Genomic DNA, 11,800 nt, shown 5'->3' on the forward strand with positions numbered 1-11,800 from the left:
AACTAAAGAGACCCGCTGGGTCTCTTTTTCGTTTGTTTATGTGTTTGTTTGGCTTATGTTTGCTGTTCGTTACTGATAGCCGTTGATCACGACATCAAGCTTCCCTGTTTTCGGGTCAATCACGAGGCCGTGAACAGGAATGTCATCTGGTAGGAGTGGATGATTCTCAATTAAATCAACGGAGCTTTTAACGGATGCTTCTACACAGTCAAATCCTTCAAACCATTCATGGGCATCGACCGGTAAGTTGTTGATTTTTTCTTCGTCAATGCCGTGGACTTTCATATGTTCAATAAAGTTATCCGCATCTAAACTACTCATACCACAGTCATGATGACCGACAACATACACTTCATCTGCTTGTAAGGCATGGACAGCCACTAAAATACTGCGCATCACAGACCCATATGGATTTTTAATGATGGCACCGGCTGTTTTTAGGATTTTTACATCACCATTTTTAAAGTTCATCGCTTTTGGTAATAACTCTGTTAATCGTGTATCCATACAGGTCAGAATGACCGCGTGTTTATCTGGTACACTATTCGTTACGTAGGCTTCGTAGTCTTTGTTCTCTACAAAGACATGATTATGTTGTAAAATATCTTCTAGTAACATATAGAAAAATCCCCCTCGCTATTTTTTACTATCATAGTTAAAAAAGGGGATAAAATCAAGACTTTACTGAAAAGTTAGACACATTCACCTAGCTAGAAAGCGTAATCACGCATTATTTGTGTTAGACTTGATGGGGTGAGATAGATGAGAAAAATGAGCAAAGTTGTAGGATAAGATAAATTTCCCGGGAAATAAGGGTGAAAATGATGACAACTGACGATAAAAACCAAAAACAAAATCAAATAAGTAAACAAGAGACACCAGAAGAAATGATGCGCAAACAACAATGGCGTGCTGAACGTCAAAAACAAAGAGACATGGAACAAGAGAAAAAGCGCCAAGAAGAACAAGCCTATTTACGTCAAGTGAAACAAGAGATGATTGATGCGGATTTATTTGAACCACTCACGCATGAAGAGATGATCGACATCATCAGAGAAGAACGTCAACAAGGCCGAAAGAAAAAAACGCCGTTAACGTTATCAAAAGATATGAAACTGATTGGGTTGTTGTTGGCACTCGTTGTGTTGATTCAAGGGTTAGCGCTCGTCTTTCAAACCTTTAATATACCTGCTATTGAATTCGTCAAGACATCGATTGCACTATCGTTTGATGAAGAGGTTGAACAAATAAAAGACACGGTTGTCATTATTGATACTGGAGATGGTCGGGGGACGGGCTTTCTTATTTCGCCGGACGGATTAATTGTGACAAACGCTCATGTGGTTGATGATGAGACTGAAGTGACGGTCGGAATAAAAGATAAAGACGTGACGACAGGGGAAGTCATTAAACACATCCCGGAGGTGGATTTAGCCTTTGTGCAAGTGGAAGGCCGTGACTTACCGTATCTTGAGCTTAGTCGGCAATCAGTAGAAGCGGGAGAGTCGATCACTTTTGTTGGGAATCCTTTACGGTTTAACCGGATTGCCAATTCGGGAACGATTATTGGAGAAACGCCGGCGACGTTAGAAGCGGCTGTCTACGCGCTTGATGCACCTGTTTATAAAGGTAATAGCGGCAGTCCGGTTGTCAATGCGGCTGGCGAGGTCGTGGCGGTTATTTACGCGACACGTGAGAGTGTTGAATACGGACGAGTCGGACTGGCTATTGATGTTCGTACTGTTCAGACATGGGTGGATGAACTTGCTTTCGGTAAGCAAAACTAATATAGTCAATTAACTCACAAAAATAAAAAGCTTGTGACATGTCAATCACTGATGGATGATGCTTGTCGGTATCAAGAAATTGATGGATTCGCTTTTTTAATACATCATCTTTCGTCCTTAACATCAATATAAATAAACCGTCTTGGTTTTGTTCAAATAAATACATCGCACACAATACGTAAGAATCCATATCAGTCACCTCCAAAGTGAAATGGCTATCTGCGTTTAGTGTAAGCAGTTTTCGATAACCTATCCCGAGTAAATATTGGGTGACGTGTATAATCTTCTTGCGTTGTGGTTAAGCTAACAAAAGTTTAATCACAAGGAGGAAAATAAAATGAAACAACTGTTAGTATGTGTGATGTCTATTTTTTTGTTGGTAGCCTGTCAAACGGCAGATGAGTCACCTGAACCCAATGGTGATAACGGTGATATGAATGAAGAAGACAACAATCAAGGTGAGATGGACCAAAGTGAACAAGATAACGCTGGGGGTACAGAAGACAATGCAATGAATGATGGTTATGAATTATTGTCTGATGAAGCGTTAGAGGAACAAGTGAAAAGTGAACTAGAAGGTGTCGAGCGTGTTTATATGATGCGAATGGGCAAGACGGTCTATGTTGCGGCAGACGTTCAAGAAGATGCCTTTGATGTGGATGAAAAAGAACAAGCGGTGAGCCAAGTGGTGAAAGAAAAGTTACCTGAAGTAGAAACGGTAAGGTTAACGACAAATCCTGACTTTCTTGATTTGGCTAATCGTTATCAGGAAGACCTTGATGCCGGTAAACCGGTTGAAGGTTTCTTTAAAGAAACGGGCGAAATGATTGACCGAATCTTCCCTGATCAACAAAACTAATAAGGAAGACCGACGGTTTACTTAACTAAACCTATGTAGCTAAAAAAATGGTGCCATTTAAATGACCAGTGTGATGACGAGAGGAGTCGTTACACTGGTTTTAATTTTGTTGTTTTGTTTTTAAAAAAACAGTAAGGATATGATAAGATAAATAAGAGCATCAAATTATTTAACAGAAACGAGGGAAAAACAGTGACAAAAATGAACGTCGAGAGTTTTAATCTAGATCATACGAAAGTTGTTGCCCCTTACGTACGGCTAGTCGGTGTAACAACCGGTAAGCAAGGTGATACGGTACATAAATATGACGTGCGTTTCAAAGAACCAAATAAAGCTTATATGGAAATGCCCGGCTTACATTCATTAGAACATTTGATGGCTGAAAATATAAGAAACCATTCTGATCGCATATTAGATATTGGTCCAATGGGCTGTCAAACCGGCTTTTACTTAAGTGTGATTAATCATGATGATTATGACGCGATATTGGACATCATTGAACGCACGCTGACCGACGTTGTATCAGCTGAAACTGTCCCGGCTTGTAATGAAGTCCAGTGCGGGTTTGCGGCAAGTCATGACTTAGCTTTAGCTAAAATCTACGCAGAAGAGATGCTACAAAAAAGACAAGAATGGTCTGACGTATTTGGACCGAGTAAAGAAGAGGAGTGAAGAGAATGACCGATAGTTTAACGTATTTAAAGGAAAACCGCGACCGACATTTAGCATTATTACATGATTTTTTACGGATTAAAAGTGTGAGTACCGATTCTAGCTTTAAAGGTGAGATGACGAAGGCGGTTAACTTTTTAGTTGATTATTTACAAGAGATCGGCTTTACTGAGATTAACGTTCAAGAAACAGACAAGCATCCACTTGTCTATGCCCATTACCATGTCAGTGATGATTTACCGACGGCATTAATTTATGGTCATTATGATGTTCAACCTGCAGACCCTTATGAGTTATGGAATTCAGAACCATTTGAACCTGAAGTGCGTAACGGGCGCATTTATGCGCGCGGGGCAAGCGATGATAAAGGTCAAGTGTTTATGCATTTAGTTGCCTTAGAAGCATTAATGAAAACGAATGGAACGTTGCCGATTAATGTGAAGGTTTGTATTGAAGGAGAAGAAGAGATTGGCTCTGAAAATTTATATACGATCTTGAAGGAGAAAAAAGCTCAATTCGATGCTGACTTTTGTATCATTTCAGATTCTGGCATGGTCGAAGAAAATCAACCAACCGTCCTTTATGGACTGAAAGGCTTTACGGGTTTAGAATTTAGCGTGGTAGGTCCAAACCGTGACTTACACTCCGGTTTATACGGCGGAGCGGTTAGAAATCCATTAATGGCGATGAGTCACATTCTATCAACTATGAAAGATGTAAACGAAGTCGTCTTGGTTGATGGTTTCTATGATGACGTTGAACCACTGACAAAAGAAGAACGATCACTGATGGCTGAGGCACCAAAGGAAGATTATATGACGTCACTCAATATTCAAGAAACCGTTTCAGAACAAGGCTATACAGCAACAGAACATACGATGGCAAGACCGACATTAGAAATTAACGGTCTATTTGGCGGTTACCAAGGTGAGGGAACGAAAACGATTATTCCGGAGAAAGCAACCGCGAAACTCACCTGTCGCCTCGTCCCAGGTCAAGACCCAGATGATATCCAAGATAAGCTTGTGAAACATATTGAAGCTCATACACCGTCTGGTGTCACAGTTGAGATCACCCGCGAGCCTCTCTCAGCTAAGGCGTATAAAGTGGACTTTAACCATCCACTGATTAATCAAGCAGCGAAGAGCTATGGTAAGGCCTTTAATAAAGAAGCCGTCTTTGTCCGAATGGGTGGGTCGATTCCGGTCGTTGAATGGATCGATGATATATTTGATATCCCGGTCGTGCTACTCGGATTTGGAACACCTGATGACCGACTTCATTCACCGAATGAAAGTTTCCCGGTTGAGAACTTTGACCGCGGGATCGTCACCTTGGTGGATTTCTATCAACAAGTACCGCAACTAAAGTAACACATTCGCATGAGAAACTATAGGTAAAAGCACCGTGATCGTGATGTAGACGAGGGCGGTGCTTTTAGCTTTTTTGTTTTTTTCTATTCTTTTTGTTCGGAGTATCTTTTTGGTGTGTTTTTATCTGTTTTTTTCTTCATTAAAATACTTTCGATTAGGTCCTGTATGCGGTATGATTACATGTAAATAGATGTATAAGGAGGATTTATATGGACGCGATGCAACCGAAACAACGCAGTCAATTAAGGATTTTTCTTGGAAAGAAATATTACCGCTTAAAGCGCTCTATTCATTGGTATGTCGGTCAGGAGCATTACGCGAAAGCGCGCGCATCTGAAGGACTAAAATATGACGTGTTCACACATCAAACCGTGCTACTCAGACAGCTAAAAGATGTTGATATGTGGCTTCAGCACAACAAAGTTAAGAATTTAACGATAGCGGCTAAGCGGTTATCAGGCATTCTCATTAAGCCGGGGGAAACATTCTCTTACTGGAAGTTAATTGGTAACACAACGAAGCGAAAGGGATATGTGGATGGGATGATTCTCCATTACGGTAAAGTTACGACTGGAACGGGTGGAGGACTGTGTCAGTTATCTAACCTGATCTATTGGATGGTGCTTCATTCGCCGTTAACGGTGACCGAACGATATCGCCACAGTTATGACGTATTTCCAGACAGCAAACGCTCGCAACCATTTGGTAGCGGAGCCACGTGTAGTTATAATTACTTAGACTTACAATTTAATAATGATACGAATCAGACATTTCAACTAAACGTGGAGGTGACAGATACGCATCTTGTCGGACATATTTTATCTGATGTACCAACGTTACATCGCTACAAGATCTATGAGAAAAACCATCGCTTATCACAAGCCCATTGGGGCAGCTACTTACGACACAATCAGCTGTACCGTAAAGTGTACAATGCGAGTGGTGAAGAATTAAGAGATGAGTACGTGACGGAAAATCATGCGATTATGATGTATGACCCGTTTTTACAGTCGCCTGAAACATCAGACTTTTGTTGAGTGAAAAAATTCACAGTTTTCTTAAGGTTATTGTTTGACTTCAATACCGTATCGTGTATAAAATATAAGTAATGACTTATTTATCAAGGAGGTTTAAAAAGTGACTATTTTTCTCACACTCCTTACAGTGTTTGTAGGTTACTTGTTGTATACACGCTACGTACCTGTTCGAGGTGTCAAGTGCATTAAAAAAGATCAATTATCGTCTCAACCTATCTTGGTTGATTTACGTGACTATAGTGATTCCGCAAAAGAAGTCGTTGTCGGTGCTATTGCTTTACCTATTGCCTATATCAAACGCCATCATGATGGCTTACCTGCTTCAGGGATTGTCGTGATTGCCTCTGATGAGGTAGAAAAGAATATGGGTATTAGATTACTCAGACATCACGGTCATCAAATCAAAGGCTATGCGATTATTAATAACCCATGTAAATGTAAAAAGTATCTAGCAGAATTTGCATCTTAGAAGAATGAAATCAGAACGGAGGATTTTAATGGACTACTCACCAAAAGCAATTAATCGAATGAAACGGATTGAAGGTCAAGTGCGCGGCGTCCTTAAGATGATGGAAGAAGGGAAAGATTGTAAAGATGTCGTCACCCAAATGTCAGCGATACGCACGGCTATTGACCGAACAATGGGTGTCGTTGTGAGTTCGAACTTAGTTAGCTGTGTGATTGAAGCAGAAAAATCAGGCGAAGAAGACCCACAAAAGTTAGTCGATGAAGCCGTCCAATTACTTGTGAAAAGTAGATAATGTTGATAACACCTTTTAGGTGTTATTTTTTTGTCTTTTTTTATTTTTTATTATGACGTTGTTTCGTTTACCTCACCGAAGTAAGTCTTGTTGACTCACGGATGTATGATTAGTCGCCATTTTGGTGACACTACAAAAAAGAAATGAGAGTGAGGCGGACTGATGCGATTAACGTTTGATGAACAGGCGACTGAGACAATAATCGAACAGATAAAAAAAGACTTACGTCACCGAGAAGATTTAGTCATACGTCCGGTGAAAATCAATGAAGCGACGATTTATTTTTGTTATTTAACGGATACGGTTGATATAGAGGCGATAGCGATTGAGACGTTAAAACAACGGTTTGTGATTGAAAAGAAACGGCAAAATTCAGACGCGCTTTATTATGCTTGTCAAGAAATGGGTCCGACAGAAAAGGAACAAACACCGCGTGATTATCTTAACGTCATTCTAAATCATCAATTACTCGTTGTGTGTGAAAGTGCTGTTAGCGTCTCGATTGGCAAAAGTCACCACCGGGCGATTGGTGAAGTGAAAACACAAGAAGTGATTCGGGGGCCTAGAGAGGCCTTTACAGAATCTGTTGTTGTTAATCAAGCGATGCTTAGAGAGCGGTTGAAAAATAAACGCTTAATGTTTCAAACGCTAACGCTAGGGACAGAAACGAAAACAGATGTGAAGGTCGTTTACTTAGACGGGACATGTAAAAAAAAGCTCGTAGATGATATTGTGAAGCGGTTAAAAGAACAACCGTTAGAAGGCATATTAGAGAGTCATTATATTGAAACACTATTAGAGACCAATGTGAAGACGGTCTTTCCAACGGTATATAATACCGAACGACCTGACGTGATTACGGCTGGTTTACTTGAAGGACGCTGTGCCATTATTGTGGACGGGACCCCATTTGTGTTGATGGTCCCGGCGTTAATGTTTGACTTCTTACAGTCAAGTGAGGACTACTATCAACGCGCAGACATTGCTAGCGCGATTCGGATACTCAGAGTGGGAAGTTTTTTTGTGGCGTTATTAACACCCGCGGTATTTTTAGCGTTAACGTTGTTTCATCAAGAAGTTATTCCTACCGCGCTACTCGTTTCATTAGCGGCCCAGCGAGAAGGGATTCCTTTTCCTGCGGTAACGGAAGTGTTGTTAATGGAAATTACGTTCGAAATATTGCGAGAAGCAGGGGTACGGTTACCGAGTGCCGTTGGTTCAGCGGTCTCTATTGTTGGAGCGCTCGTACTCGGTCAAGCAGCGGTTGAAGCTGGGATTGTTTCCAGTGCGATGGTGATTATTGTCTCGATTACCGCCATTAGTAACTTCGTCTTTCCGAGTTATAATCTCGCCATATCCGTGCGATTATTACGGTTTATGTTTATTATTTCCGCTACGCTATTCGGCCTCATTGGCATTGTGTTAGGACTTATGTTACTGGCGTTTCATCTGACGACATTGGATTCAGTGGGGATTAGTTACTTAAGTGGTTTTGCGCCATATGATGCGGAAGCATCGGCTGATTTATGGGTGAGAGAGCGCCTTGATAAAAGAAAGCAACTGTTTCAACTAAAAACAGTCTTTAAACGAGAAAAGGTGAGAAAGAGGTAATCGGATGAAAAAGAAAGTCATCGGCTTATTATGTATGTTGCTGTTGCTTAGTGGCTGTTATTCACAAACAGAGCTTAACGAAATGATGGTGGCGACAGCGATAGGTGTTGATAAAACAGAGACAGGTGTGAACGTGACGCTACAAGTGCTTAATCCTTCAGAAGTGGCAGGAGGTACAACGAAGACGGGCCGACCGGGGGTGAGTTGTTACTCAGAAACAGGCGAGACGTTTTTTCATGCGCTTAGACGATTGACACGCATTACCCCGCGAAAGATCTTTCTTAGCCACATTCGCTTTGTCGCCTTTGATGAAGCGCTAGCCAGAGAGGGTCTCCTACCTTTATTAGATTTTCTTATGCGAGACCATGAACTGCGGAGCGATTTTTCTCTTTTTATTGTAAAAGAATATAAAGCCAATGACTTATTAAAAACACTGACTCCTATCGAACAAATTCCGGCCAATAAGGTATTGAACAGTACAATGGCCACAGAAGAGTTTTACGGTACCGCAGGAGAAAATGAATTAGAGGATTTTTATAAAGCCTTCTACTCTGAAGGGGTAGAACCAGTTTTAACGGGGATTGAATTGTTAGGTCAAGTAGACAGTGGAAGTAGCATCGAAAGTATCGAACAAACAGAACCTGAAACCATTATTAAAATCAATGATTTAGCTTTATTTAGAGAAGATCAGTTAGTGGGGTGGCTGACCGAGCAACAAAGTATTGGTTACGGTTATTGGACCAATCATATACAAAATACTGTCTCGGTTGTGTCGGTGAACGATGCGTTGGTCACCTTGGAAATCATGAAGGCAAAAGTAGCAATTAAACCAAGTGAAAAGCGCCGGCATTTTGATGTTACCACGACGATCCAGGCAAGTATTGGTCAAAGTGCTTGGGGCGATGTCGATGATCTAGCTAAATTAAAGCAAGCATTATCTGACGATATAAAAAATCAAATGTCACAATGTCTGGATCGTTTACGTGAGGAACAAATCGATAGTATCGGTTTAGGGCAATTGTTGTACCAGAATCAACCGTCTGTATGGGAAGAAGTAAAAGATGATTGGGATGAGACCTTTCAAAACGTAACCGCAAGTTATACATTTGATGTCACCATCTCTCAAAATGGACAAATAACCGCTGAGCGAGGTGCGCCAAAGTGAAACTAACAGAGCGACAGTTTAAGTATATCTTGTATTTTTCATTACTAGGCAGTCAACTGTTGTATATGCCAAAACTTGTGTTGTATTACTTAGATCACAATGGTTGGATGGCAATTATTCTCACTGGACTGTTTGCGGTAGGTTTAATTTTCATCGTTCCAAAACAATTGTTTGAAACAAATACAGCCCCTATGATTTCACAAGTGATTGTCGGTGTGGTCATTGCCCTATATGCGACGGGATTATTTGTATTTGAACTGATGGTGCTCGGTCAATTTATTACCTTTCAATATTTAATGGGTACGCCGTTTAAAGTCCTGATTATCCTTCTACTTCTGACAGTGTTTATATTAGGGTCAAAGACATTAGAACATGTGGGGAGAACAGTTGAAGTGTTTTATTATTTACCGACAGTGTCCATATTTTTAATTTTAATCATGGCACTGATTCAAGTAGACACATCTGCATTAAAACCAGTTCAGTTCTCGCTGGATCTCTCACTTTTAAAAGCGTGCAGTTTATTTTTTTCCGTCATTTTTACCGATGGGTTAGTCGTACTAAAACTCGGACAATTTGTGAAAGATGCTTCGGATGTAAAGGGGCTGTATGTAAAAACGGTGTTAAAAGTGATGGCCTTCTTTACGTTCGGGACAATTATTTCTGTGATGATTTTAGGTTCGAAATTAACAACGCTTACGACGTATCCACTTTATCACGTGTTAATGAATATTCATTGGTTTAGTTTGTTAGAGAGAATTGAAGCCATCTTTTCGTTATTTGTCATTGTGACAAGCGTGATGAAAATGGTGATTTTGTTGTATATAATCATCATTAGTTTTAATGCATCCCTATCCAAGCAAGCGATGCATGTCGTTCAGATTGGTTTGTTAATCGCCATGTATTTTTTAACAAACTATTTTATTCGCTCTCCCATCGTCATTTATAATTGGCTATACAGTAAGTTGGTATATCCTCATGTTAATAACGATGGTGTTACTGTTATCTTATCAATTGTTACGCATTCCGCGTCAAATCACAAAGAAAAGTAGGAGTGAGAAGCGCTTAAAATATAAAAAGTATAAAAAAAAACAATAAAACGTAATCGTTACTATTTACAAAACGTAACGGTTACGATATACTTATTCCCGTAGCAAAAATTCAAGGGGATAAAGAAATGAAAAAATACTTATTATTATTTATAACCGCTATGATCCTTATACTGACGGCTTGCGGTGAATCAGATAGTGCATCAACAGATGATAGTGCAGTGGAATCTAACGATGAAGAATTAAAGGTAATGACGACGATTTATCCGTTACAATTCTTCGCCGGTGAAATTGGTGGAGAGTACGTTGAAGCCACCTCAATCTTACCCGCAGGTAGTGATGCACACTCATATGAACCGACATCAAAAGAAATGATTACCGCTGCTGAAGCTGACCTTTTTATTTACAATGAGGAACAAGCAGAAAGCTATGCGGTAACAATGAAAGAAGCACTAGCAGATGAAGATGTGACCTTTTTAGAAGCTTCAACCGGTCTTGATATGATTACTTATTTACACGATCATAGTCATGAAGAGGCGGATGACCATAGTCACGAAGAAGACGATCATAGTCATGAGGAAGAGGATCATGACGACGAGGTCGATGACCATGACATAGAAGCAGAACGCAGCCATGGTGATTATGATACCCACGTTTGGTTGAGCCCACAGTTATCGATTGAATTAAGTGAGAATATTTTAGATGAACTGATTCGCTTAATGCCAGCGCAAGAAGGTTATTTTAGAGCAAATTATGACACGCTTGTTGAAAAATTAACAACACTCGATGAACAGTTTAAAACGGTCCTTGATCAAGTGCCGAATAAAACAATTTTGGTCACCCATGCGGCGTATAATTACTGGGCGCGTGATTATGGCATTGAACAGTTAGCGGTGACAGGACTATCACCATCAAATGAGCCGTCGCAACAACAACTAATCGAACTGATTGATTTAGTTGAAGACCGGGCGATTGACACAATTTTATTTGAACAAAACATTTCATCCAAAGTATCAGAAGTAATTAGAGATGAGGCAGGACTAGAGACGAAAGAATTGCATAATCTGTCTACTTTGCGCACAGAAGATATTGAAAGTAATGACGATTACTTTAGTTTAATGGAGCGTAATTTGGCTGTGTTAGAAGAAGTATTAAGTGAATAGTTTTATAAACATCCGATGAAGTAGGTCTTTCGAAAGATACTTACTTCATCTTTTTTGTGTATAAACTCCTACTTTAAATTCGCTTGAATTTGTCGATATAATATAGAAAGCAATATTTTTAATCGTTGTTTTAATACGGGTATCAAGATGGCTGCGTTGGTCTATAAAGATGCGCTTCATACATAAAGACTATCATGTATCTAAGTCACCGATGATTTTTATCGCTTTAGGGCGAGAAGCCACCTTCCTCAAGTGCGTCAGCACTAGGTGGCTGATGAATCGCTCGTTTTGAATATTTTTGAAGTGACAAACATATATTCCTCGTG

The 11,800-nt window shown here is 40.1% G+C and carries 13 protein-coding genes; 11 read left to right on the forward strand and 2 right to left on the reverse strand.

What is annotated here, in order from left to right; translation table 11 throughout:
* Positions 1–69: 69 nt before the first annotated feature.
* On the reverse strand, positions 70–618 hold the full coding sequence (locus tag JCM19043_RS15015; RefSeq protein ID WP_062323783.1) for a carbonic anhydrase: 549 nt from the start codon (positions 616–618) through the stop codon (positions 70–72).
* A gap of 206 nt (positions 619–824) precedes the next feature.
* Here JCM19043_RS15015 and JCM19043_RS15020 point away from each other — a divergent pair, with 206 nt between their 5' ends.
* Positions 825–1,787: a S1C family serine protease gene (locus JCM19043_RS15020; protein WP_062323785.1), complete on the forward strand. Its 963-nt coding sequence runs from the start codon at positions 825–827 to the stop codon at positions 1,785–1,787.
* Here JCM19043_RS15020 and JCM19043_RS16635 read toward each other — a convergent pair.
* The gene (locus tag JCM19043_RS16635) at positions 1,726–1,977 is read right to left on the reverse strand and encodes a YhdB family protein (protein WP_089855708.1); all 252 of its coding nucleotides are present in this window, start codon (positions 1,975–1,977) and stop codon (positions 1,726–1,728) included. The two genes, JCM19043_RS15020 and JCM19043_RS16635, sit on opposite strands and share 62 nt — an antisense overlap.
* 147 nt (positions 1,978–2,124) lie before the next feature.
* Between JCM19043_RS16635 and JCM19043_RS15025 the strand changes: the two genes are divergently transcribed.
* The 10 genes from JCM19043_RS15025 to JCM19043_RS15070 all read left to right on the forward strand — a co-directional run bounded on the left by JCM19043_RS15025 (position 2,125) and on the right by JCM19043_RS15070 (position 11,474).
* Positions 2,125–2,646 carry a YhcN/YlaJ family sporulation lipoprotein gene (locus JCM19043_RS15025; RefSeq protein WP_062323787.1) on the forward strand — a complete coding sequence of 174 codons (522 nt, stop codon included), beginning with the start codon at positions 2,125–2,127 and terminating at the stop codon, positions 2,644–2,646.
* Between the two features lie 192 nt (positions 2,647–2,838).
* Entirely contained in the window at positions 2,839–3,318 is a 480-nt protein-coding gene (locus tag JCM19043_RS15030) for an S-ribosylhomocysteine lyase (protein WP_062323788.1), read from the forward strand.
* Positions 3,319–3,323: 5 nt separating this feature from the next.
* The gene (locus tag JCM19043_RS15035) at positions 3,324–4,691 is read left to right on the forward strand and encodes a dipeptidase (RefSeq protein WP_062323791.1); all 1,368 of its coding nucleotides are present in this window, start codon (positions 3,324–3,326) and stop codon (positions 4,689–4,691) included.
* Positions 4,692–4,900: 209 nt separating this feature from the next.
* Entirely contained in the window at positions 4,901–5,728 is an 828-nt protein-coding gene (locus tag JCM19043_RS15040; RefSeq protein ID WP_369813903.1) for a VanW family protein, read from the forward strand.
* A gap of 100 nt (positions 5,729–5,828) precedes the next feature.
* A complete protein-coding gene (locus tag JCM19043_RS15045) occupies positions 5,829–6,197 on the forward strand; it encodes a hypothetical protein (protein WP_062323796.1) in 369 nt (122 codons plus the stop codon).
* 28 nt (positions 6,198–6,225) lie between these two features.
* On the forward strand, positions 6,226–6,489 hold the full coding sequence (locus tag JCM19043_RS15050; RefSeq protein ID WP_062323798.1) for a metal-sensitive transcriptional regulator: 264 nt from the start codon (positions 6,226–6,228) through the stop codon (positions 6,487–6,489).
* Positions 6,490–6,651: 162 nt separating this feature from the next.
* Positions 6,652–8,100, forward strand: coding sequence for a spore germination protein (locus JCM19043_RS15055; RefSeq protein ID WP_062323800.1), 1,449 nt, complete (start codon positions 6,652–6,654; stop codon positions 8,098–8,100).
* Between the two features lie 4 nt (positions 8,101–8,104).
* On the forward strand, positions 8,105–9,265 hold the full coding sequence (locus JCM19043_RS15060; protein ID WP_062323803.1) for a Ger(x)C family spore germination protein: 1,161 nt from the start codon (positions 8,105–8,107) through the stop codon (positions 9,263–9,265).
* Positions 9,262–10,314: a GerAB/ArcD/ProY family transporter gene (locus JCM19043_RS15065; protein ID WP_062323804.1), complete on the forward strand. Its 1,053-nt coding sequence runs from the start codon at positions 9,262–9,264 to the stop codon at positions 10,312–10,314. Before JCM19043_RS15060 ends, JCM19043_RS15065 begins: the two co-directional genes overlap by 4 nt.
* A gap of 125 nt (positions 10,315–10,439) precedes the next feature.
* Positions 10,440–11,474 (forward strand): metal ABC transporter solute-binding protein, Zn/Mn family, encoded by a 1,035-nt coding sequence (locus JCM19043_RS15070; RefSeq protein ID WP_062323806.1) that lies wholly within the window; start codon positions 10,440–10,442, stop codon positions 11,472–11,474.
* Positions 11,475–11,800: the final 326 nt, after the last annotated feature.

Origin of the sequence: Halolactibacillus sp. JCM 19043 (assembly GCF_001310395.1) — a bacterium.
GTDB lineage: Bacteria > Bacillota > Bacilli > Bacillales > Amphibacillaceae > Halolactibacillus > Halolactibacillus miurensis.

What these genes read in the sequence shown, in the direction of transcription:
- JCM19043_RS15025 (WP_062323787.1), top strand. Translation starts at nt 2,125, where the DNA reads ATGAAACAACTGTTAGTATGTGTGATGTCTATTTTTTTGTTGGTAGCC.
- JCM19043_RS15060 (WP_062323803.1), top strand. Translation starts at nt 8,105, where the DNA reads ATGAAAAAGAAAGTCATCGGCTTATTATGTATGTTGCTGTTGCTTAGT.
- JCM19043_RS15070 (WP_062323806.1), top strand. Translation starts at nt 10,440, where the DNA reads ATGAAAAAATACTTATTATTATTTATAACCGCTATGATCCTTATACTG.
- JCM19043_RS15050 (WP_062323798.1), top strand. Translation starts at nt 6,226, where the DNA reads ATGGACTACTCACCAAAAGCAATTAATCGAATGAAACGGATTGAAGGT.
- JCM19043_RS15035 (WP_062323791.1), top strand. Translation starts at nt 3,324, where the DNA reads ATGACCGATAGTTTAACGTATTTAAAGGAAAACCGCGACCGACATTTA.
- JCM19043_RS15055 (WP_062323800.1), top strand. Translation starts at nt 6,652, where the DNA reads ATGCGATTAACGTTTGATGAACAGGCGACTGAGACAATAATCGAACAG.
- JCM19043_RS15020 (WP_062323785.1), top strand. Translation starts at nt 825, where the DNA reads ATGACAACTGACGATAAAAACCAAAAACAAAATCAAATAAGTAAACAA.
- JCM19043_RS16635 (WP_089855708.1), bottom strand. Translation starts at nt 1,977, where the DNA reads ATGGATTCTTACGTATTGTGTGCGATGTATTTATTTGAACAAAACCAA.
- JCM19043_RS15015 (WP_062323783.1), bottom strand. Translation starts at nt 618, where the DNA reads ATGTTACTAGAAGATATTTTACAACATAATCATGTCTTTGTAGAGAAC.
- JCM19043_RS15040 (WP_369813903.1), top strand. Translation starts at nt 4,901, where the DNA reads ATGGACGCGATGCAACCGAAACAACGCAGTCAATTAAGGATTTTTCTT.